The sequence below is a fragment of the Ardenticatena maritima genome, assembly GCF_001306175.1.
Taxonomy (GTDB): domain Bacteria; phylum Chloroflexota; class Anaerolineae; order Ardenticatenales; family Ardenticatenaceae; genus Ardenticatena; species Ardenticatena maritima.
Genome location: NZ_LGKN01000004.1, coordinates 53,268 through 74,474, shown reverse-complemented (window position 1 = coordinate 74,474; position 21,207 = coordinate 53,268). Strand labels below are relative to the sequence as shown.

Here is a 21,207-nt window from a genome sequence, read left to right as displayed (position 1 = left end):
TGATTTATGCAACTGTTTGCTCGTGTTCCTCGACGCATTCTCTTTTTGTTAGTTAGTTTTTTGGTAACATTGGCTTTTGGCTTCTTGGCAAGTCTGGGGTTGTTCTGGCCATATACTGCCAGTGCGCGTAATATTCCCACTTTTCATTTTGCTCATACCCCAACTTCAACGAATGTTGATCCGCTGCTTGCTATTGTTGAGGATGATAGTGAGCAGGACTTTTTCCAGGGGCGAGGATATTTAACGGGGGTTTCGCGTCGTTCTGCTCCTGTGGGAGACGGCAATGGCGAGATTACGTTGCTGGCGATTGGCTTGGCTGGCGATTGGTACACGATGCCAAATCCGCAAGGTTTGCCGGATATCAAAGAGCATACGGTTGAGATTTTCAAGGATGCCCAAGGCACAGAGCATCTTTATGTGATTGGTGGTCGTGTAGGTGGATTGGCACAAAATACCATTTACCATACAACGATTATTACGAGCAATGTGCCAGATACGCCTGATATTCCCGGGGCGTGGGAACTGTTACCATCCACCCTTCCGTCATCTTTATATGGGCATCAATCTGTAATTTGGAATAACTACTTATATGTAATTGGCGGCATTGATCAGAATTTCGTTGTTACCGATACGGTATTTTTTGCTTCTATTGATCCACAAAATGGTTCATTGAGTGCATTTTCGCCAACAGCCTCATTGCCAATTTCCAGTGCGATTGGTCTGTGTGATGAAATCCAGAGTGGAGAAACTGGCCGCGCACGGATATCTGCTGTTGTGATGAGTGATACCATTTATGTCATTGGAGGGCAGCCTGGTATTTTAGATGGTTCAACATGTGTCTTCGCGGCGCATCCCCAGGCTGATGGTACGATTTCAGAATGGGTGCGGCTTTCTGAAAATTTGCCGGAAAAAGTATTTGGAAGCACAGCAGTGGCCTATGAAGGGCGTATTTACAACATGGGGGGGAGTGATACATCGAGTAATGTCTACTATGCTGCTCCGTTAGTACCGACTGATACCATTCCTGGTGGGTGGATTCCTACACAACCTCTGCCAGAACATCGTCGCTATGCGGCGGCGGTGGAATACAATGGGCAATTTTTGGTAATTGGTGGTGCCTCTGGAACGAGTCTGACAAACGCTTCTGACAAGGTGACGACGGGCATTGCACGTCCCGATGGTGGTGTTGACTTTTGGTTTGAAACCAAAGCGCTCGATCCTGCGCGCTTTTTGCATGATGCGGTGATTTCAAGTCGTGGCTGGATTTATGTGATTGGTGGCGCGAGTGGTGGATTGGCTTCAGATGGAATGAACGATATCAGCTATGGTTCAATGAGTGGGGCGGCTTCACAATATGCGCCGTATGGTGAGTTTGTTTCGCGCCCGATTGTGCTTTTTTCAAACCGTACATTGCGTGAACTGCGTTGGACCACTTTCATCAGCCCCACACTTGATCTGACGACAACGCCTGTTACCGTTACGATTGAGTATCGCACGGCAAGTGGCTCTCTAAGTAATCTTCTGAAGGCGCCATGGGTCGGTCCCTTCCATAGCACATATACGCAGACGGTACGTCTGCCTGATGGTATCTACACTGATTCCATTCAATTCCCGGCTGGGACGAGTGGGCAGTTTTTCCAATATCGCATCCGTATGGGGACGACATTTACGAAGACAACGCCTGCTGTCCAGCGGGTGCAGTTGGTGTATGAAGTCCCTCCGCCTGATTTGTGGGTTTCAAAAACCAGTTTGAATACCGGCTTTATCTCGCGGGGAAGTTTGATAACGTATAGCATCCAGTATGGCAACCGTGCATCAGCGTTTGATTCTATTGCTTCTAATGCCGTCTTGACGGAGACATTCCCGTCCTATGTTGATTTTGTAGAAGCTTCTCACCCATTTGTTTTTGCTGGAACCACACAGACAGGTGACCGCATTTATACAGCTGACCTGGGGCAAGTGTCTCCAGGTATAACGAACACGATTACCTTCACTTTGCGGGTGACGGATGTCATTGAAGCGTTACCATTGCAAAATGAACGACCGGTCATCACGAATACAGTCCAGATTGGGTATCCCGGCCCGGATGCCGATCCAGGCAACAATCAGATGCAGATTTTGAATGACCTGGAAGTGGTGCGTTTCGATTTTACGAAACTGAATACCCCTCAAGGATTGGTGGTACCTGGGCAAGAGATTCAATACACTTTGAATATTTCAAATACAAGCAATTTGCCGGCACGTAATGTGATTGTTGAAGACGCTGTGCCTACAAATACGACCTACATTGTGGGGTCTGAAACGCATCCGGCCGGGTTTACGTTCCAATATGATACGAATCGTACACCGCCTGTATTGCGCTGGATGATTGGCGAGATTCCACCTCACAGTGGGGGGACGTTTACTTTCAAAGTTCAGGTGAATACAGACGTAGAAGCTTTTTCGGGGGATGATATTTTCAACTCTGCCGTGATTAGCAGTACCGATAGTTTACCTAAATTCAGCAATGCGGTCTTCAATACGATTACAACAACTGTGCAGTTGGATATCCGCAAAGAGGCGCTTCCCGCGGTAGCGAAAGCTGGCGATGAAGTTGTGTATCGTATTGTCTATACCAACACAGGCAACGTCGATTTGACCGAGGTTGTGCTCACGGATACTGTGCCAGCGCTTACAACCTATGTCACAGGTTCCATTAGCGGCCCCGGGGCTGATGATACAAATCTGCCAGAGTTGCGTTGGAATATCGGTTCGGTGCCGATTGGTCAGAGTGGTGAAGTGTCGTTCCGTGTGCGGGTTGATCGACCGTTGCCGGCTGGTACAACGGTCATTACAAATACAGCGCAAGCACGCACCTTATCCACAAAGGATTTGATGTCGAACGAATCTGTATTGACACTTACCAGCCGACCTGTTTTGCACATTTCCAAACGCGCCCAACCGTCCAGTGGGGTGCAACCTGGTGATGTGATTACATTCACACTTGCTTTTACGAACACGGGCGATATGGACGCCACAGGCATTGTTGTAACTGACCGATTACCTTTGAACACAACATTGTTGCAGCCGTATGGTGCTGTGTTGGTGGGGGATGTGCTGTCGTGGACGTGGCCCACTGACCTTGCAGGCCTTGGTGGCAGCGGTGTTGTTTCGTACACTGTGCATGTTGACGACGTTTCAGGCGGTGGTATCGCAAATACATCTTATAGCATCAAAGATGCACATGGCCATACGGCCTCTGGTGCGCCGGTGTTTGTGCCCGTCGCAGGCGATTTTTGGGCGTCGAATTTGGTGGCTTCACGGACTGTGTTGCGCACAAATGAAACGGTCGTTATTCATTTCGATGCCCATATGACGGGGATGCCACGTGTTGATCAGTTGCCTGACCCGACGACATGGGGCATTTGGGCTGATTTATATGTGTTCCCACAACCAACACCGCCGGATCGTATGGCTCTCTCGAATGTTGATACATATTGGTATGTCAACGGGGCTTCATTGCAAAATGGTTCAGTAAAACTCTCGAGTGATACCACTACTGGGGGATCTTTAACCTCTTTTACAACCTCCGGCACGTACTACATTTATGCGCAAGTAAATACAGATGATGGAGATGGAGACCCTTCTGATGGTTGGCCACTTCCTGAATGGCCGGAGACAAATAACATTGTGGGACCCTTGGTTATCACCGTCACCGATGCTATTGCACCCAGTCCAGAGGTGATTTCTGTTTCACCGGCGCGTGTTCCAGCACAGGATGGACAAAGCATCACAATTAGTGGAAATAATTTTGCAGACGGTGCAACTGTTTGGGTGCAGAAAGGTGTTTCACGTATTGATGGGGTTATTTCGTCGCTCACAGGCTCACAAATTACAGCAACCTTTGATTTACAGGGACAATTGGGGGGCGCCTGGGATGTTTATGTGCGTAACCCGGATGGCGGTACAGGTGTATTGCCCGGTGGCTTGTTGATTGAGACGAATGCTGTTGTTTGTCCGCCAGATTGTAATGTTTATTTGCCAGCCATCTTCCGATGATCTGGTAGATGATTTGCCAGAGATGATGAGAAACGGTATGCTCGATATACACAACAACTTGAACATGCGAGGTGAATAACATGCGTGGACGAATCCTCGTCTTGCTGGGTTTGATAATGGCTGTTATTTCAGCAGGGCTTGTTTTTTTCCTCTTGGCGTCTTCGTCAGGTGAAGAGGCTGCGCCTGTTGAGACGCGCCCAGTCGTTGTCGCTATTCAACCCGTGCCTGCTCGGAGTGTTATTCCGCCGGATGCCATTACGGTACGTGAATGGCCTGTTGAGTTGATTCCAACAGGTGCTTTGACCGACACGGCTGAGGTCGCCAACAAATTGGCAACAACTGATATTTACCAAGGTCAACCGATTGTTCGTGATATGGTTGTGGATAAAGAAGCTGCTGCAGAAGAGTTAGGAACGACTGCGGCACAACGTTCGGATGTTTCCTTCCTCATTGAAGAAGGAAAAGTTGCCATGGCGTTCCCTGTTGATGAAATTTCGAGTGTGGCTGGCGCTATTCGCCCTGGGGATACTGTTGATATCATTGTTTCTTTCTCAGCTTCTATTCAGGATTTAGGTGGGACATTGCCGCCTAATTTGAGTCGTACTTCTGTGAACATGACTGCATTTACCCTGCAAAACATTGAAATTTTGCGCACGAGTCCATGGACGGCGGAAGATAGTGAGGCCGCCGGCAACATGTACACCATGCTGGTTGATCGCCAGCAAGCTGCGATCTTGACATATATCCGCCAGTATATGACGCCGGTCTTTGTGTTACGTCCTGCCGGTGATGAGGCTGTTTATCAGGTAGAGCCGGTCACGATGCGCTATATTTTGACCAACTACGGTCTTGACCAGGCATTGCTTGATTCTGTTTTTGTTGAGCCGACGCAATAACATGTGAGCCTTTTTGATGGAGGCTCTTCGGTGCTAAAATACTTCATCCGCGCATGAAAGGGAGGCGCCGTGAGTACAATCCGCTTGCTTATTGTTGATGACAGCGCAGATACCCGCGAGAATCTCAAAAAACTTCTCTTCTTCGAAAACGATATCGAAGTCGTGGGGACGGCTGCAAGTGGAGAAGAAGCCATCCAGGAAGCCCGCCGCTTACGTCCTGATATTGTTCTTATGGACATCAATATGCCGGGCATGGATGGCATTGCAACCGTTGAGGCTTTGGCACGTGAAGTGCCCGGCACTCAGGTTATCATGATGAGCGTGCAAAGCGATGCCGATTATCTGCGGCGCTCGATGCTAGCCGGTGCGCGTGAGTATCTTATTAAGCCCTTTACCAGTGACGAGCTGAGTGCGAGCATTCGGCGTGTGTATGCTTTAGCGCAGCAAATGCGTCCTCCTCAGGTTGAAGCGCCTGTCGCTCCTTCTCTCGGGGCTGAGCGTGGCGTAGGGCAGGCGCCTGCTGCTCGGGGAGAAGCAACGACGGCAACGCGTGGCGCAACAATTACGGCCGTGTTTGGGGCAAAGGGCGGTGTCGGTGCCACCACGTTAGCCGTCAATATGGCTCTTGCCCTTCAGCAGCAAAATCCCTCGGCGCGGGTTGCGCTTGTCGATGCCGACCTGCAATTTGGTGATGTGAGCGTTTTCCTCAACCTCGAAGTGACGCGAACCCTCCGGGATTTGGCGGAATCCATTGACGATGCTGACACACAATTTCTTCATGATATTTCTGTGACACATTCATCAGGTGTAAAAGTCTTACTGGCACCATTGACACCAGTTGATGCCGAGCTTGTAACGCCTGATGTCTTTGTTAAGTTGTTCGAACTGCTGCGCTCAGAATATGATTATGTCTTGGTCAATACGCGGACTTCATTTCATGAACCTGTACTGACGATCCTTGATCATGCTGATAAAATTTTGTTGGTCATGACAACGGAAATTCCCGCCATTCGCAATACCAAAAACTTCTTTGAATTGGGTGAACAGTTGGGGTATGACGAGTCGAAAATTGAGCTGGTTTTGAACCGGTATGATGTACGAAGCGGCATCAAACCAGAAGCCATTCAGGCAAGTATTCGCCATGCCTTGTTAGCGGTTATTGAGGCAGATGAGCGCGTGGCGGTTGACGCACTGAACAAAGGCATTCCTTTTGTTCTCAACCAGCAACGAACGCCCATTGCTCAAGGTGTATTGGGGTTGGCAAAACGCTTTCATGAAAAAGTTTCCGCAAGAGAAGCGGAATCTGTTGATGAGCATTTGGAGAAACCGGCCAGCCAGACGCGACAAGCGCCTAAGAAGGGAAAAGATGGTTCTCTCTTTGGTAAGTTATTTGGCCGTTCATAAGTAAAGGGAGGGTGTGATGAGTCTCTTGCGGCGATTAGAAGGTAAAGATGATAAGGGGAAAAAACCTACCTCAAAGCCTACATCCCCTGGGACACCGGAAGCGCGTTTGCGCCGTCAACCGTTGGCACCGGCTGCGCGTGATTCATTTGTAGAGCTGAAAAGCGAGATTCAATCAAAACTTATTGCGGAACTTGATCCCAAGATTGACCTTTCTAAAAAGGATGAAGTGCGCAATACCATCCGCAATATGTTTGAAGAGTATCTCAATGAAAGCGGCATGGTATTGACTCGTGCGCAACGCAACTCGCTTTTTGAAGCGATTATCGCCGAAATTTTGGGATATGGTCCTCTAGAACCTCTTTTGCAAGATGATTCTATTTCGGAAATCATGGTCAATGGTCCGAACCATATCTATGTTGAACGTGCAGGGAAAATTGAAAAAGTCCCTATACAGTTTGATAGCGATGAACACGTCATGCGCATCATTGACCGCATCGTTTCACCTATTGGACGCCGCGTAGATGAAAGCCAGCCGTATGTGGACGCACGTTTACCGGATGGGAGCCGTGTCAATATTATCATTCCTCCCCTTGCACTGAATGGCCCCACCATTACGATTCGTAAGTTCAGCCGCAATCGTTTGACTGCTGAGGACCTCATTCGTTTTGGCAGCTGTACGAAAGAGGCGATGGAATTTTTGAAGGCGTGTGTTCAGGCGCGTTTGAACATTGTCATTAGTGGTGGTACGGGGTCTGGTAAAACAACCTTGCTCAACGTCCTCTCAAGTTTTATTCCTGAAGGCGAGCGTATTATCACCATTGAAAACGCAGCTGAATTGCAACTGCACCAGGAACATGTGGTGACGCTCGAAAGCCGCCCCCCGAACATTGAAGGCCGTGGTGAAGTCACCATTCGCGACCTTGTTATCAACTCGTTGCGTATGCGCCCTGACCGTATCGTCGTCGGGGAATGTCGTGGCGGTGAAACATTGGACATGTTGCAGGCGATGAACACAGGTCACGAAGGGTCAATGACGACATTGCACTCTAACAGCCCACGTGACACACTTGCACGTATGGAAACGATGTCTTTGATGGCGGGTATGGATTTGCCCTTGCGCGCTATCCGTGAACAGATTGCCAGTGCCGTGGACCTGGTGGTGCACCAGGAGCGCTTCCGCGATGGGACGCGTAAAATTACGCATATTTCGGAAGTGCAAGGCATGGAAGGTGACGTCATCGTCATGCAGGATATTTTCGTCTTCCAGCAGACGGGTTACGAAAACGGTCGCATTATTGGGCGTCTGCGACCGACCGGCATTATCCCGCGCTTCATGGACCGCTTGGAAGAGCATGATATTCACTTGCCGCCGCAAATCTTTGGTGTGCGGCGCTAAAACGGACAGGAGAGGAAACCATGACACCGTTGGTGGCTGCGGGGCTTGTCGGGCTCAGTATTTTGCTTCTCTTTATCGGGTTAGCGCAAGTATTGAGCGCCCCTGCCGAAATTGTCGACGATCGTTTGCAGCGATATGCACACCGCGAAAGTGGGCAGTTCGAGTTCCTCGATATCATTGACGACGAGTCAGATTCTGGCGGTAGTTTTCTTGATGAATTAGCTGAAGAACAAGCGCGCCGTAGTGGTCTCTTGGTTGAGTTAGCACGCGCTGATTTGAAATTAACGCCGCGTGAATGGTTTACCTTCAACTTTCTCGTTGTCCTTCTGATGGGATTGGTGGGATGGCTGTTGTTCCGGAATATCGTTCTGGCGGTGGGGTCTGCTATTGTCGGGATTTTCCTGCCGCGCATTTGGTTGCGTATGCGCCAACAGCGCCGTCTCAACAAGTTCAACCAGATGCTGCCGGATGCCATTGGGTTGTTGGCAAACTCGCTTCGTGCTGGGTATAGCTTGTTGCAAAGTATGGAAGTTCTTTCACGTGAAATGCCCGACCCTATTGGCGCTGAGTTTCGCGTTGTGATTCGTGAAGTGGGATTGGGACTGACGGAAGAGCAGGCGCTGAAAAACTTGCTTGAACGTGTTCCTAGTGATGACCTTGACATGATGATTACCGCTATCAATGTTCAAAAAGAGGTTGGTGGGAACCTGGCGGAGATTCTGGATATTTTAGCCTATACGATCCGCGAACGTGTGCGTATTCAAGGCGAAATCCGGGTGTTAACATCGCAACAGCGGTTGGCCGGCTGGGTGTTGACCTTTGTGCCGGTCGCGCTCTTTTTGTTCATGTTTATGGTCAACCGCGAATATGTCTCGCTGCTGTACACAACAACGTGTGGTTGGATTATGCTTGTGACGGCAATCTTCCTCATCATCGCAGGGAATTTTGCCATTCGCAAGATTATCGCGATTGAGGTGTAGGAGGGCTTATGCTCATCCCACTGTTGGCAGCTTTATTGACGGGGGCAAGCATTTTCTTGCTTGTATTAGGCCTTTCGGGCGCTTTGCAGCCTGAAACAGAAGATGTCAGTGAGCGCATTGCGCGGTATGGGACGCGCCAGGTCTCTTCTTTGCAGGAATTAGAATTAGAAGAGCCTTTTACCGAGCGTGTTTTGCGCCCATTAATTCGTTCTATGGCGCAAGCCATTTCGCGCTTTACCCCCCAACAAGTTCTTGAAAACCAACGTGCCCTCCTTGAAGCCGCTGGTAATCCTAACAATTGGACGCCCGCCGACTTTTTAGGCGTTCGCGGGCTGGCGGCCATTGTGCTTGGGGCTTTGCCCGGTATTTTGCTGTTTTTGAGTGGCGCCTCTTTCCTGCGCGTGATTGGCTTTTCCGCCGGTTTTGCCTTGTTGGGGTTCTTGCTGCCGGGTATTTGGATCAACCGCAAGATTCAGGATCGCCGCAAACAGATTCTCAAAACATTGCCGGACGCTTTGGACTTGATGACGATTAGCGTTGAAGCCGGTTTGGGGTTTGACCAGGCGATGTCAAAGGTCGCTGAGAAGTGGGGCGACAACGAACTTGCCAAGGAGTTCAACCGCGTTATTACCGAAATTCGTTTGGGCAAAACACGCCGTGAAGCGTTGCGTGACTTGGCGGAACGGACGCAGGTGGATGAAATTCGCGGGTTTGTGGCTGCGGTTATCCAGGCTGACCAGCTCGGTGTTTCCATTGCCAAGGTGTTGCGTACACAAAGCGAACAAATGCGTATCCGTCGTCGCCAGCGTGCGGAAGAACAAGCGCAACAGGCTTCCATCAAGATGCTCTTCCCGCTGGTGTTCCTCATTTTCCCCGCCATTTTTATCGTGTTGCTCGGACCGGCGATCCCTCGCATTATGGACGCTTTAGGGGCGCTTTGATGGCGTACTTGCGTATTGAAAATACGGCGCGGCAAACGGTGCTCTGCCACCGTGCTCGCCGCGCCGATTCATTTGGTTCTCGATTGCGTGGGTTGATGTTTCGGCGCTCCTTGGTGCCGGAAGATGGTTTGTTGCTTGTGCCTGATTGGTCTATTCACACGTTTTTCATGCGGTTCCCCATAGATGTGCTCTTTCTCGATACCGACTGGCGTGTGTTGAGCGCGTACCCCTCTGTTCCACCGTGGCGTGTTGGCCCCGTGCATCGCGGCGCATATGCGGTGCTTGAACTTCCTCCGGGCACGATTGCGCGCACCAATACACACGTTGGCGATAGCCTCTCACTTCAGGAAATCGAACAGTAACAACAAACACCCTCACCAATGGAATAGAACCCATGATTGCGCACTTGCAACGTGTAGTGGCGACACTCCTCGACTTGTTGTTTCCGCCTGCATGCGCTGTTTGTCGCACAATTGGAACACCCCTTTGTCCCAACTGCCTCTCTCAGTGGCATTTTTTCGCTGAGCCGCGTTGTCCACGGTGTGATGAATCGTTGACTCCTCGCCACACGTGCGCTTTGCCGCCTGCGCTTGACCATCTGTTAGTGGTGGGACCTCACACGGGCAACGCTCGCCGCGCCGTACACGCCCTGAAATATCGCCGCCAGCGGGATGTGGCGGAGCCGCTGGGTGTCTTGATGGCGTTTCGGGTGACGGCGCTTGGCTTTCAGCCTGACCTTGTGGTGCCTGTGCCAATTCCCCCGCGGCGCTTGGCGGAACGCGGCTATAACCAGGCGGCGTTGCTGGCGCACGTTGTGGCGCGTGAAATTGGCGCGCCTTCTGTGGAAGCGTTGACACGCACACGAGAAACCCCGCCGCAGGTGGGACTTTCACGTCGGGAGCGGTTGCGCAATGTGGCTGGCGCATTCGCAATTGCGGGGGATACAGCCCTCTCCCTTGAAGGGCGGCGTGTGCTTCTGGTTGATGATGTGTGCACCACAGGCGCGACAATGAGCGCATGTGCTGAGGTGTTTCGCGCGTGTGGCGCTGCAATGGTTGTGGGCGTGGTGCTGAGCCGCAGTTTACCCCCTTCCACAAAGTGAGAGAGGTCATCACGTGTGAACGTATTTTGTCGCTTGACGCTGACTTGCCCGCATGGTACGATTTGCGCACTACTGGCAATCGAGCCGGTAGTGGACTCAAAGGAGAGGAGGCGCTATGGACATTCGAGTCATCGGCAACGGTATCGAAGTGAACGACCGCGTAGAGGAGTATCTGTCGAAGAAGATTGGCAAGCTCGAACGATACCTGCCGGAAGCGACCGAGGCTGTTGTGGAATTGCGCCACGAGCATACGAAAGATGCCACCAAACGCAATGTTGTGGAGGTGACCCTGTTTGACGGGCGTGGGGCGGTGCTCCGTGGCGAGGAGCGCTCGGCTGATTTGTATTCGGCCATTGACATGGTCATGGATAAGATGCACCGCCAGATTGAGAAGTACAAAGGGAAACGTGTCGCGCGCGCACGCCACCAGCACAAGGTGGAAGCCGCGATGAACGAACGCCTGGCTGATTTGCAAGAACTGGAAGACGCCGGTGAGGCGCCGTTGAAGTTGGTGCGCGTCAAGCGTTTCGCCATGGGGCCCATGACGCCCGAAGAAGCCATCGAGCAGATGGAATTGTTGGGGCATAACTTCTTCATCTTCTACAACCCCGATGAAGGGCAGGTGAACGTGGTCTATCGTCGCCGCGATGGTACCTACGGCTTGATTATTCCCGAACTTGTCTAGTTGAAGCCCGGACGAACAAAGCGGGGGCACGCGCCCCCGCTTTTTGATTTGCTGCGATACCTGGGTGCTACCCCCGGTGTGCGAATGCGTATGCTGCGGCGAGATGTTGCCACTGCGCCCAATATTGCCAGAAGATGGTATCGCCGCGTAAACCCGTGCGACGACTTTGCACCGCACGCAATCGTGCCGCGGCGGTTGGTGCAAGGGTGCGATGTGTGGCTTGTTGGGCGAACCACACCGCTTGGGTCGCGTACGCAACGTTGTTTTTGGGTTCAATGCGGTCAAAGTCCTCGAAGAACCAACCGCATGAGGTGAACATTTGTTGGCGCGCGTGCTGTGATTTCAGCAGCAGAGCGATGGCCTGGGTGATTTCTGCATCGAGACGCTTGCCCGCCATTTCCCAAATCAGGTCTTCAGCCGAACGGTGCCCCAAAATGACTTCGATGTAGCGATGACGCAATTCCCACACGTTGGAAATGTACGGTTGCACATGTTCGACGTACACGCCATCCAGCATAGCGCCAATGCGGTTCATCGCATCACGAAACGCCTCTTTCCACGCGCCGCCGTCAGGTGTGCATGGGCACATGCCCGACCATCGCAAGACACCGTGGTGGCAACTCCATGAGGTGTTGTCGCGAATGTGCATGATGGCGCGAGCAGGGTGCTCACGTAGCCAACGAGCGGGGAATGTGACGTCAACCCCATTGCACGGGGCTGTTGTGGTCAACAGGTATTGCAAGAAGTAATCGCGGAAGGGTTGATGGTGCCCGTACAGTTCGCCATCTGAGGCGAGCAGCACAAGGCGTGGTTCACCATCTGGCATGGGCTGTTCGAGCAAAGGGCGCAGGCGTGTGGCAAAGAACTCGTCCGCATTGGCGGTCGCTGTGGGGTCAAAACTGATGGTACTGCTCAGCGACGGGTGGTAGAAAAAGACGTTGATACTGCGCCCGTGGGGCAAGGGAACGCGATACGCGCGTCCTGTGTCCAGGTGTGGGTCTTGTGCCTGCCAGGGCGCCAGAATGGTAAACGTGATGCCATGGTCGGCAAGCACGCATAAGGTTTCCGTGTCCACCGCTGTTTCAGGCAGCCACATGCCCTCCGGTTTGCGCCCGAAGCGATGCTCAAATTCAGCAATCCCCCAGCGCACCTGAGTGACTTTGTCCATGTAGGCGGCGAGGGGCAAAATGGTGTGGTTGTAGGCTTGCGCGATCGCGTTGCCTACGCCAAACTGGGCAACATTGGCGCGGTCTTGTTCGATGATGGCGCGCACCGTAGCGGGGTCGTACGTTTCCATCCAGGCGAAGAGGGTGGGGCCAATGTTGAAACTGATGCGCTGAAAATTGCCCAAGCGTGCATTCGGTTCGTAGCATTCCGCATGAATGCGCTCATTCCAGTTGTGATAGGGTTCAGCCCCCGGCTCTTTGGGAATTTCTCCCGTGATTGGGTCGTGCCGAGGGGGTTGATAAAAATGACCGTGAATACAAAGCGCAGCGTTTTTCATCATTGAAAAGCCTCTTTTGCAATGTACCTGATTTGATAAGCCTGGCAAATAAATGCATGCTCATCGTATGCGACAAATGCTCGTTCGTCAATGAGAAAGAAGGGTGAGATTGTGAAACGTTTTGTCATGTATGCTCATAGAGGCAACGCAAAAGGAAAAAATACATGTCTTGCGCGTGGCGGCGTCAAAGTGAAAGCGTTGCCATTCGCGCGAACCTTCTTATAATCAGAGTCCGCTTGCAGGAGCGAAAAAGAAACGAGCAGACAGGTGACCTATGCCCGGCACATTTGACCCACGCTCGGAATTTGAGCCATCGTCAAAGCGCACCCGTCGAGGACGTGGTGTTGACATAACAAGCGTGCGTTTGCGTACCTTGCTTTCCATGCTTGTCTTGGGGCTCGTGCTTGTCGTGGTGTTGGTGGCGCTGAGTTGCCGTCGTGAGCCGGAGACAACGCTCCCCGGTACAACTTCACCTGGGAACGTGGTAGCGACCGCCGCATTGGCAACCTTTACACCGGGACCGTCGCCAACCGCCTTGCCCACGATAACTGTGGCGCCTGAACCGACCCAGACGCCCGCTGTACCGACGACTGTTGGCATTGGCGTGACGGTTGAAGTTGTCAATACCGACGGCTTAGGGTTGAACATGCGCGAGGGACCCGGCGTCACGTTTGCCATTGTCGAATTGTTGCCGGAAGGAACACGGCTTGTGATTGTGGATGGACCTCAAGAGGTTGATGGGTTTGTGTGGTGGAAGGTGCAGAAAGTGGATAGCCAGGTGCAGGGGTGGGTGGTCGAAGAGTATATCAAACCCGTGTTGCCATAGGATGAACAATGTCGCGTCGCTCGATTGACACACTTATCGGAATAGGGGTGGGCTTGCTTTTGCTGTTGATGCTGTTTACAGCCGCCGCCGCTACCTCTGCACGCTCGCGTGGCTTGGCCACGGCGTCGGCGTTGAACGCGCACGCCAGTACCACCGGTGAAGAAGCGCTTCCGGCTGAAGCCGAGCCTACCCCAACCCCCGATGCTTCCACCACACCAACACCGGCGCCGACACTCACGCCCACGCCCGCCTTCACCTTCCCCGAACTTGTGCGTGTGCGCCCACAGCCGGCGACGCGCGGCAGTACGCTCACCGTTGTGGGGCGTGGCGGCTTGCCGACCGGTGAGCATGGCGACGGTGCGGCGTTTGTGGAGTTCCCCCTCTGGCTTGACGAGCAAGAGGTTGGCGTGCTTTCCTGCTATGCCGGCGCTTGCACCGCCAGCCTTGCCCTTCCCCCCGATATTGCGCCCGGCACGCATACGTTGCGCGTGGAAGGGGGGGCGACACTTGCCTTTGATATCACCACAGCCACACCAACACCCACACCAACACCACCCCCGCCGACGCCAACACCCATCCCAACCCCGCAAGCCACACTTCACTTTTGGCTTGAGCGGCCTATTCCGGCGTCGGCGACAAACACAGTGGCGCGGTTTTACCCGTATGGTTCGACGGGTGAAGGGCAATACGCGCCCCATCATGGCGTGGAATTCGTCAACCCGTTGGGAACGCCCATTCTCGCGCCAGCGGATGGCACGGTTGTGTTCGCCGGGAGCGATGACACCATTGCTGTGGGACCCACAACGCACTTCTACGGCAATGTGGTTGTGATGCAACTTGACCGCCAGTGGAAGGGGCAGCCGGTCTATGTGCTCTTTGGGCATATGAACGAGATTGCCGTGCAAACAGGTCAGCGTGTGCAAACGGGCGACCTGTTGGGGACGGTCGGCGCAAGCGGCATTGCGCTTGGTCCACACTTGCATCTGGAAGTGCGCGTGGGGCAAAACTTCTACGATGCGGTGCGCAACCCCCAACTCTGGTTGAAGCCGTTGCCGGGGCATGGTGTGCTGGTGGGGCAGGTGCTCACCGCCGATGGTGAACCGGCGCGCGAGGCGCTGGTGACGGTGTTGCCGATTGATGAAGACCGTGTCGCTTTCTACGAATACACCTACGCCAGCGACGAGACACCGCCTGATGACGAGTGGCAGGAAAACCTGCTCATCGGCGATATTCCGGCGGGCACGTGGCGCGTGTTTGCCGACATAGGGGGAAGTGTGGTCATGCAGATTGTCACCATCGAAGACGGTGGGGTCGGTTTTGTGCGCTTGCAGGCTCCGCCGCGGGAGAACAACCCATGAGCGAAAAACAGGCTGCGCTTGAAGCCTTGCGGCGTGAAACCGAAGCCGCACTTTCTACCCTGTTGACGCCCGACCAAACGCAGGTTGTTTTTGGTGAAGGCAATCCCGATGCGCCGTTGATGCTGGTTGGAGAAGCCCCAGGTCCCCAGGAAGACCGCGAAGGACGCCCGTTTGTGGGCAAGAGCGGGCAGTTGCTGGAACGTGTGTTGACCGAATTGGGGTTAGACCGTTCCCGCGATGTCTGGATTAGCAATGTCGTCAAAGTCTGGCCGACGCGCCGTCAGGGGCGTTCGTTGCGCACACGCCCCCCCAATGCCGCCGAGCGACAGGCGTCCTGGCCCTTTTTCGAGCGTGAAGTGCGCCTGATTCGCCCCAAAGCCCTCTTGCTGTTGGGGGGGACGGCGGCGAAAGCCGTGTTAGGGCGCAGTGCAGTGCGTATGCGTGATATTCGCGGCAAATGGTTGGAAACACCGTTTGGCATTCCCGCCCTGGTGACCTACCACCCTTCCTACATTTTACGAATGCAGGGCATGCGCCCTGATGAAGCCGAGCGCCTTTTGGCTGAATTTCGCGCCGATGTGCGCGCCGCTGCCGAACGGGCTGGCTTACTGGCACCCATCCACACCGAAACCACCGATGCAGGAGCGGAGTGATGAGCGTTGAATGGCAACCAACCCCTCGTTTTCGCGTTGTGCGGTTGATTGACCGTCGCCCGGGGTATGACCTCTTCGAGGGCGTGGATGTCGAACATGACCGCATTGTCTGGATCAAACGCTTCTTGCCGGAACTGAATCAGTCAAGCGCTTTCTACGACCGCTGGTATGACCGCTTGTGGCGTTTACGCGAATTGGCGCTTCCTACGCTTCCCACGTTGCTTGATTTTGGCGCGACCGAAGATGGCACGCTCTACCAGGTTGAATACCCGCCGGCGGGGATTTCGCTCAGCCAGTGGATGGCGGAAGCCCACTTGGGCGAACCAGAGATGACGGTTACCGTGGGAACGGCGATTGTTGAAGCGCTCGCCCCCGTCCATGCTGCGGGCGTGGCGCATGGGGCGTTGACGCCGGCGACGATTTACATTCTCGAAGAGCCGCACAACCATCTGCATGTGACATTTGCGGCATGGGAACTTTCCGACATGCTGGCGGTAGGCTACGATGTTCCGGATGTTCACCCCTATTTGGCGCCGGAGCGTCTTGAAAACCCGTCAGCGCCCTTCACAACCGCGGCGGATGTGTATTCGTTGGGCGTCATCCTGTATGAAATGCTCACACAGCACTCACCCTTTGCGCCCAACGATACCTCGCGGCTCTACCCGACACCCCCCTCACGGTATAACCCACTGCTTTCCGAGACGCTGGAAACGCTCATTCTGCGTTGTTTGAGCCCCAACCCGTACATGCGCCCGCCAACAGCGCGTGTGTTGGCGCGCACTTTGCCGCTCGCCTTGCACGATCGTGTCTATGAAGTGGCGCATTCAATGGGGGCTGAAGCACAGGCGGCGCCTGTGCGCGCTTCTTCTTCGCCTGAAACGATGTTTTCAATGGGGGTGTTGAGTGCGCTCCTGCTTGTGATGTTGGTGGCGTTTGTCTGGCAGGTTTCGCAAGGAAACAACGGCGCGTCGGCACCAGCCTCGCCGGCGGTAAGCACACCGGCGGCTGAGACGGTGGAAGCGCCCGCCATTGTCACAACCCCTGACCTGTTTGGCTTGTCGCTGGATGATGCCACAGCAACGCTGGAAGCCGCCGGCTTGCAGCGCGGTCTGGTGCGCTATGCCTATGATGCGGCTGTGCCCGCCGGGCTGGTCATCGAGCAGAACCCGCGTGCTGATGTGCAGGTGCTCGCCGGGACAGCCGTCGATTTGATTGTCAGTTTGGGTCCCCCGCCGGAGTGATGCCCCCTACGCACTCAGCGGGCACTGGAACGCACCAGAGGTGCGTTCTTTTTGTGCATGGCGCTTGTGTGAAGAATGTCATCTTGTCTGTATGACTTGCGACAAGTACCCTATCAGACGTTTGAGATGAGGAAAAGGAGTGGAGAGATGCAGCAACGCAGACGGTTGATTGTGATGGCGGGTATCGCGCTTGTTGGCGTGGTGGCGCTTTTGTTCGTCGTTCAGCAAATGCGCCCACCGGTTTTCTATGGCACCGCGTTTGAGCCGGGGCGTGTTCCGCCGGATGTTCCCATGGAAAGCACACGCGGCGCTGAAATGCGGTTGAGCGATTTGCGCGGCAAGTACGTCGTGCTCTTTTTTGGTTATACCCATTGCCCCGACGTCTGTCCGACAACCATGCTGAAACTGCGCAACATGATGGCGCAACTTTCACCGGAAGAGGCTGAACAGGTGCAAGTGGTGTTTGTTTCGGTGGACCCTGAACATGACACGCTCGACCGCCTCAAAAACTATGTGGAAAGTTATAACCCCTCTTTCATCGGCTTGCGGGGGACGCCGGACGCCCTGGCGCAATTGGCAACGCCGTTGGGCATTTACTATGCCGACCAATCGCAAGGTGAAACGATTTTGTTCGACCATACCGCGAGCGTCCTGCTGATTGACCCGGACGGCAATCTCAAATTGCTATGGGCGCCCACACTCACCGCTGAGGAAATGGCGGCTGACCTGAAAGCCCTTTTGGACTAGAACAACAACACCCCCCAAACACAAGTGGAGACACGTATGAAGAAGTTTCTTGGCATACTCGGTTTTTTGCTGGTGGCGTTGACAGCCTGCGGCGGCGCTGGTGAATCGGAAGGGACGCTTGAAGTGCGTGATGCCTGGTCGCGCCCGGTGCAGCAGATGGCGATGGGGATGGACGCCGGCGAGAGTGGCGAGATGTCGCACAACCATGAGGATGGCGAGATGGCGGCGATGGGCACGCCGGGCGTCATCTTTGCCACCATCGTCAATGAGACTAACACCGCCGATCGCCTGTTGCGTGTTGAAACCGACGTAGCGGAGCGCGTGGAAATTCACCGCACGGAAGTTGACGCGAACGGCGTTGCCAAAATGATGCCCCAACCCAATGGCGTGGAAATTCCCGCCGGCGAAACGGTGCGCTTTGAGCCGGGCGGCTATCACGTCATGCTGATGGGGATGCAGCGCGATTTGCAGGTGGGGGATACGTTCGAGGCGACGTTTGTTTTCGAGAAAGCCGGTTCCATCACGGTGACGGTTGAAGTGCGTGAGCAGTAGGCGCGCGGACAGCAAAGCGGGGGCACAATCGCCCCCGCTTTCGCTTTGCCTGGAGACTGCGCAACTGGCGCACATTCACCCGGATGATGCGTTTGCCAGCAGTGCCGCGACATTCGGCGGGCGAAAATTGGGACCTTTGAGCACTTTCCCATCTTCGCGACGGATAGGCTCTCCATCGGGACCGAGTTTGCTCATGTTGCTGGCGTGAATTTCGGCAAAGACTTCGTGAATGGGCAGACCATACACCAGCGCCATCCCGTAGCAGACGTACAGCAAATCCGCCAGTTCGCGGGCAATGGCGGGTAAATCTTCCTGGCGTGCGGCTTCACATAACTCTTCCATCTCTTCCTGGATGAGCCGCAAGCGCAATTCGCGCAGATGCGGCGGCGGGAGCGTCGGCGCGTCGGCAATTTCAACCCCAAACCGTTCATGAAATTCGCGTACCAGTGTCAGCGGGTCCATCTTTTCCTCCTCGTTTACCATGCCTCGAACAAGCCGCTTTCTTTTTCCACGATGATGACGCCTTCACGCGCCAATTCGTCTTCCAGCAGGGTGCGCAGTGCTTCCCACTCGTCTGCGCGAAGCGATTGCCCTACCGGCGTGGAAGCAATGTACGCCAGAAGCGGCTCGATTGCGGTGATGTGCAGCGCGTCGGGATAGTCGTCGCGGCGCACATGTTGAAAATGGGCGCGGAGCAAGCGTTCGCCATTGTGCAGCAAGAAGCGCTCTTGCAATGTGCTGCGGTCGAACGTCAGCCATTCGCGCCCCAGGCGGTGCGCCCATTCGTGAAATTGCGCCAGGTGGCGGGGTCCGTTTGTGGCGGCGTAAAAGCGCCCGCCCGGTTTGAGCACGCGGCGCACTTCGCGCAACGCCGTTTCAATGTCGGGGACGTGGTAGAGCATGTGGTTGGCGATGACGGTATCAAAAGAAGCGTCCTCGAAGGGCAGGGCTTGAATGTCGGCGCTCAGGAAGGCAAAGCGGGGATCGCGCCCCACGTGGGCGTGGGCTTCGCGCACCATGCCTTCCGACAAATCCGCCAACACAATGCGCCACGCCGTTGGAATCCGCGCCAGGTGGTCGCGCCAGAGAGAGGCGGGACCACACCCCACTTCGAGAATGCGGGCGTTGTTTGGGGCGTGGATGTGGTCGAGAACCCAGGTGTGCCACGGGTAGGTGTTCGTGCTGAAACGGCGATGCAGTTCAATGCGGGCGTTCAGGTTGGCGGCTGTGCCGTACTGTTGGGTGCGCAGGTAGGTGCGCTCGTCCATGGTTTACTCCGTTTTGAGCGGCGCGATGAGCAAGGCGTCAACCGATTCGCCGGCGTGAAAATCACCGCGCCCTTCGGGAAGTTCCAGCAGTGCGTTGGCGCCTACCATGCTCAGCAAGCGCCCGCTTCCCTGAAAGCCGGTTGTGGTGGCGTGGAAACGTCCATCGGTGCGGTCGAAGCGCACAATGGCGCGCTGATACTCGGTGCGAGCGGCGCCGTGGCGAATATCATGGTCGAGCACGACGGGCACGCGCGGGCGTTCCACCGCGTCCAGGGGCCAGCCGGCCATACGGAGCAGGGCGGGGCGGGCAAAAATCTCGAACGCGACCAATGAGGAGACGGGGAAGCCCGGCATGGCGAAAAACGGCTTGCCGTCCACCGTCGCGAACGTCACTGGTTTCCCCGGCTTGACCGAGACACGCCCAAAATGCACGGTGCCCATGCGTTCCAGCAGGGGCTTGACGAGGTCCAGTTCGCCCATGGAAACGCCGCCGCTGGTGACAATGGCGTCGCACGCGCGCAGCCCTTCGCGGATGAAGGCTTCCAGGGCGTCGGCGGTGTCAGGCGCTAGACCCAGGTCTAGCGCTTCGGCGCCTGTTTCGCGCACGGCGGCCATGAGGCTGAAGCGGTTGGCGTCGCGAATTTGCCCCGGACCGGGCGTTTCGTCCGGTTCGACAAGTTCATCGCCCGTGCTCATGACGCCGATACGGGGGCGCTTCCAAACGGTGATGCGTGTCGCGCCAACCGTCGCCAGCAAGCCCAATTCGGCGGGACCCAGGCGTGTGCCGGTGGGGAGCACCACTTGCCCTTGGGCGATGTCTTGCCCAACGGGGCGGATGTCGGCGCCTGGTTCAACGCGGCGGGTGAAGCGCACACGGTCGCCCTGCACTTCGCTAAATTCGACCATGATGACGGCGTTTGCGCCTTGGGGAACCGGTGCGCCGGTGGTGATGCGGGCGGCGGTACCGTATTCCACGCGCAGGTTGGCGTCGTAGCCGGCGAATTGGTCGCCAACGATGCGCCGCCATTCGGTCGTATCGTCCGCAATGACGGCGAACCCGTCTTTGGCGCTTGCGGGGAAGGGCGGCATAGGTTCGCGGGCGCGCACGTCCTCGGCGAGCACGTAGCCTTGCGCGTCTTCAAAACGGCGCTCTTCGGTGCCCAGCGGCTGGACGTGTTCAAGGATGATGCGACGGGCTTCTGAGACCGGGAGCAATGGCCACTTGGATTCAGGCATGGGGTTCACCTCGCCGACGTTCGATTTCGACACCAGCCGCCACGATGCGCAAATCCACGGGCGGCGGTGTTTTCAGCACTTGCACACGCACGGCTTCGATGGGGAAGGTTGTCAACAGGTGCGTGGCGACTTCTTCCGCCAGATGTTCCAGCAGGTAGTAGTTTTTGCGCCGCGCGACGTCCACAATCGCGCGCGCCAGTTTGGCATAACTGACGGTGTCGCTGATTTTGTCGCTTCGTCCGGCGGGCGCGAGGTCAAGCCATACGTCCACGTTGAATTGCAGGCGTTGGCCGACTTCGCGCTCGGCGGCGCTCACGCCGATGGCGGCGTAGCATTCCAGCCCTCGAATGAGAATGCGGTCGTTGTTCATGGGTGTGCCT

Annotated in this window: 20 protein-coding genes and 1 pseudogene; 16 read left to right on the top strand and 5 right to left on the bottom strand. The window is 55.1% G+C overall.

Annotated elements, in window-relative coordinates; all coding sequences use genetic code 11:
- The first annotated feature begins 6 nt into the window (after positions 1 to 6).
- The 10 genes and pseudogenes from SE16_RS05165 (at position 7) to hpf (ending at position 11,442) form a co-directional block, all read left to right on the top strand.
- Entirely contained in the window at positions 7 to 4,038 is a 4,032-nt protein-coding gene (locus SE16_RS05165; RefSeq protein ID WP_082381974.1) for a DUF7507 domain-containing protein, read from the top strand.
- An 80-nt stretch (positions 4,039 to 4,118) separates the two neighbouring features.
- Positions 4,119 to 4,934 carry a Flp pilus assembly protein CpaB gene (cpaB, locus tag SE16_RS05160; RefSeq protein WP_054493518.1) on the top strand — a complete coding sequence of 272 codons (816 nt, stop codon included), beginning with the start codon at positions 4,119 to 4,121 and terminating at the stop codon, positions 4,932 to 4,934.
- A gap of 69 nt (positions 4,935 to 5,003) precedes the next feature.
- Positions 5,004 to 6,338, top strand: coding sequence for a response regulator (locus tag SE16_RS05155; protein WP_054493517.1), 1,335 nt, complete (start codon positions 5,004 to 5,006; stop codon positions 6,336 to 6,338).
- 16 nt (positions 6,339 to 6,354) lie between these two features.
- Positions 6,355 to 7,734 (top strand): CpaF family protein, encoded by a 1,380-nt coding sequence (locus tag SE16_RS05150; RefSeq protein WP_054493516.1) that lies wholly within the window; start codon positions 6,355 to 6,357, stop codon positions 7,732 to 7,734.
- Between the two features lie 20 nt (positions 7,735 to 7,754).
- On the top strand, positions 7,755 to 8,714 hold the full coding sequence (locus SE16_RS05145) for a type II secretion system F family protein (protein WP_054493515.1): 960 nt from the start codon (positions 7,755 to 7,757) through the stop codon (positions 8,712 to 8,714).
- Between the two features lie 8 nt (positions 8,715 to 8,722).
- Positions 8,723 to 9,655, top strand: coding sequence for a type II secretion system F family protein (locus SE16_RS05140; RefSeq protein WP_054493514.1), 933 nt, complete (start codon positions 8,723 to 8,725; stop codon positions 9,653 to 9,655).
- Positions 9,655 to 10,017, top strand: a complete 363-nt coding sequence (locus SE16_RS05135) for a DUF192 domain-containing protein (protein WP_082374326.1) — start codon at positions 9,655 to 9,657, stop codon at positions 10,015 to 10,017. The genes SE16_RS05140 and SE16_RS05135 overlap by 1 nt, the downstream gene beginning before the upstream one ends.
- 32 nt (positions 10,018 to 10,049) lie before the next feature.
- Positions 10,050 to 10,217: pseudogene (locus tag SE16_RS16695) on the top strand (double zinc ribbon domain-containing protein); the annotation flags it as partial.
- Positions 10,218 to 10,232: 15 nt separating this feature from the next.
- The gene (locus tag SE16_RS15335) at positions 10,233 to 10,757 is read left to right on the top strand and encodes a ComF family protein (protein ID WP_161804512.1); all 525 of its coding nucleotides are present in this window, start codon (positions 10,233 to 10,235) and stop codon (positions 10,755 to 10,757) included.
- A 115-nt stretch (positions 10,758 to 10,872) separates the two neighbouring features.
- Positions 10,873 to 11,442: a ribosome hibernation-promoting factor, HPF/YfiA family gene (hpf, locus tag SE16_RS05125; protein WP_054493512.1), complete on the top strand. Its 570-nt coding sequence runs from the start codon at positions 10,873 to 10,875 to the stop codon at positions 11,440 to 11,442.
- A gap of 67 nt (positions 11,443 to 11,509) precedes the next feature.
- On the opposite strand, the gene SE16_RS05120 is transcribed toward hpf, so the two are convergent.
- Positions 11,510 to 12,949, bottom strand: coding sequence for a DUF3536 domain-containing protein (locus SE16_RS05120; protein ID WP_054493511.1), 1,440 nt, complete (start codon positions 12,947 to 12,949; stop codon positions 11,510 to 11,512).
- 271 nt (positions 12,950 to 13,220) lie between these two features.
- Between SE16_RS05120 and SE16_RS05115 the strand changes: the two genes are divergently transcribed.
- The 6 genes from SE16_RS05115 (at position 13,221) to SE16_RS05090 (ending at position 18,323) form a co-directional block, all read left to right on the top strand.
- Entirely contained in the window at positions 13,221 to 13,772 is a 552-nt protein-coding gene (locus tag SE16_RS05115) for an SH3 domain-containing protein (protein WP_054493510.1), read from the top strand.
- Positions 13,773 to 13,780: 8 nt separating this feature from the next.
- Positions 13,781 to 15,130 (top strand): M23 family metallopeptidase, encoded by a 1,350-nt coding sequence (locus tag SE16_RS05110; RefSeq protein ID WP_060687313.1) that lies wholly within the window; start codon positions 13,781 to 13,783, stop codon positions 15,128 to 15,130.
- Positions 15,127 to 15,783, top strand: coding sequence for a uracil-DNA glycosylase (locus tag SE16_RS05105; protein ID WP_054493509.1), 657 nt, complete (start codon positions 15,127 to 15,129; stop codon positions 15,781 to 15,783). The genes SE16_RS05110 and SE16_RS05105 overlap by 4 nt, the downstream gene beginning before the upstream one ends.
- Positions 15,783 to 17,024 (top strand): protein kinase domain-containing protein, encoded by a 1,242-nt coding sequence (locus SE16_RS05100; protein WP_054493508.1) that lies wholly within the window; start codon positions 15,783 to 15,785, stop codon positions 17,022 to 17,024. The genes SE16_RS05105 and SE16_RS05100 overlap by 1 nt, the downstream gene beginning before the upstream one ends.
- 147 nt (positions 17,025 to 17,171) lie before the next feature.
- Positions 17,172 to 17,771 (top strand): SCO family protein, encoded by a 600-nt coding sequence (locus SE16_RS05095; RefSeq protein ID WP_054493507.1) that lies wholly within the window; start codon positions 17,172 to 17,174, stop codon positions 17,769 to 17,771.
- A 36-nt stretch (positions 17,772 to 17,807) separates the two neighbouring features.
- Positions 17,808 to 18,323: a copper chaperone PCu(A)C gene (locus tag SE16_RS05090; RefSeq protein WP_054493506.1), complete on the top strand. Its 516-nt coding sequence runs from the start codon at positions 17,808 to 17,810 to the stop codon at positions 18,321 to 18,323.
- Between the two features lie 75 nt (positions 18,324 to 18,398).
- Here the strand turns inward: SE16_RS05090 and SE16_RS05085 are convergent, their stop codons facing one another.
- The 4 genes from SE16_RS05085 to folB are packed head-to-tail and all read right to left on the bottom strand — an operon-like array spanning position 18,399 to position 21,197.
- Positions 18,399 to 18,785, bottom strand: coding sequence for a pyrophosphohydrolase domain-containing protein (locus SE16_RS05085; protein ID WP_054493505.1), 387 nt, complete (start codon positions 18,783 to 18,785; stop codon positions 18,399 to 18,401).
- Positions 18,786 to 18,799: 14 nt separating this feature from the next.
- A complete protein-coding gene (locus SE16_RS05080; protein WP_054493504.1) occupies positions 18,800 to 19,591 on the bottom strand; it encodes a class I SAM-dependent methyltransferase in 792 nt (263 codons plus the stop codon).
- A gap of 3 nt (positions 19,592 to 19,594) precedes the next feature.
- Positions 19,595 to 20,827 carry a molybdopterin molybdotransferase MoeA gene (locus SE16_RS05075; protein ID WP_054493503.1) on the bottom strand — a complete coding sequence of 411 codons (1,233 nt, stop codon included), beginning with the start codon at positions 20,825 to 20,827 and terminating at the stop codon, positions 19,595 to 19,597.
- Positions 20,820 to 21,197 carry a dihydroneopterin aldolase gene (folB, locus tag SE16_RS05070; protein ID WP_054493502.1) on the bottom strand — a complete coding sequence of 126 codons (378 nt, stop codon included), beginning with the start codon at positions 21,195 to 21,197 and terminating at the stop codon, positions 20,820 to 20,822. The genes SE16_RS05075 and folB overlap by 8 nt, the downstream gene beginning before the upstream one ends.
- Positions 21,198 to 21,207: the final 10 nt, after the last annotated feature.

Coding starts and splice junctions, on each gene's coding strand:
- SE16_RS05165 (WP_082381974.1), top strand. CDS start 7: ATGCAACTGTTTGCTCGTGTTCCTCGACGCATTCTCTTTTTGTTAGTT.
- cpaB (WP_054493518.1), top strand. CDS start 4,119: ATGCGTGGACGAATCCTCGTCTTGCTGGGTTTGATAATGGCTGTTATT.
- SE16_RS05150 (WP_054493516.1), top strand. CDS start 6,355: ATGAGTCTCTTGCGGCGATTAGAAGGTAAAGATGATAAGGGGAAAAAA.
- SE16_RS05145 (WP_054493515.1), top strand. CDS start 7,755: ATGACACCGTTGGTGGCTGCGGGGCTTGTCGGGCTCAGTATTTTGCTT.
- SE16_RS05140 (WP_054493514.1), top strand. CDS start 8,723: ATGCTCATCCCACTGTTGGCAGCTTTATTGACGGGGGCAAGCATTTTC.
- SE16_RS05135 (WP_082374326.1), top strand. CDS start 9,655: ATGGCGTACTTGCGTATTGAAAATACGGCGCGGCAAACGGTGCTCTGC.
- hpf (WP_054493512.1), top strand. CDS start 10,873: ATGGACATTCGAGTCATCGGCAACGGTATCGAAGTGAACGACCGCGTA.
- SE16_RS05120 (WP_054493511.1), bottom strand. CDS start 12,949: ATGATGAAAAACGCTGCGCTTTGTATTCACGGTCATTTTTATCAACCC.
- SE16_RS05115 (WP_054493510.1), top strand. CDS start 13,221: ATGCCCGGCACATTTGACCCACGCTCGGAATTTGAGCCATCGTCAAAG.
- SE16_RS05110 (WP_060687313.1), top strand. CDS start 13,781: ATGTCGCGTCGCTCGATTGACACACTTATCGGAATAGGGGTGGGCTTG.
- SE16_RS05105 (WP_054493509.1), top strand. CDS start 15,127: ATGAGCGAAAAACAGGCTGCGCTTGAAGCCTTGCGGCGTGAAACCGAA.
- SE16_RS05100 (WP_054493508.1), top strand. CDS start 15,783: ATGAGCGTTGAATGGCAACCAACCCCTCGTTTTCGCGTTGTGCGGTTG.
- SE16_RS05095 (WP_054493507.1), top strand. CDS start 17,172: ATGCAGCAACGCAGACGGTTGATTGTGATGGCGGGTATCGCGCTTGTT.
- SE16_RS05090 (WP_054493506.1), top strand. CDS start 17,808: ATGAAGAAGTTTCTTGGCATACTCGGTTTTTTGCTGGTGGCGTTGACA.
- SE16_RS05085 (WP_054493505.1), bottom strand. CDS start 18,785: ATGGACCCGCTGACACTGGTACGCGAATTTCATGAACGGTTTGGGGTT.
- SE16_RS05080 (WP_054493504.1), bottom strand. CDS start 19,591: ATGGACGAGCGCACCTACCTGCGCACCCAACAGTACGGCACAGCCGCC.
- SE16_RS05075 (WP_054493503.1), bottom strand. CDS start 20,827: ATGCCTGAATCCAAGTGGCCATTGCTCCCGGTCTCAGAAGCCCGTCGC.
- folB (WP_054493502.1), bottom strand. CDS start 21,197: ATGAACAACGACCGCATTCTCATTCGAGGGCTGGAATGCTACGCCGCC.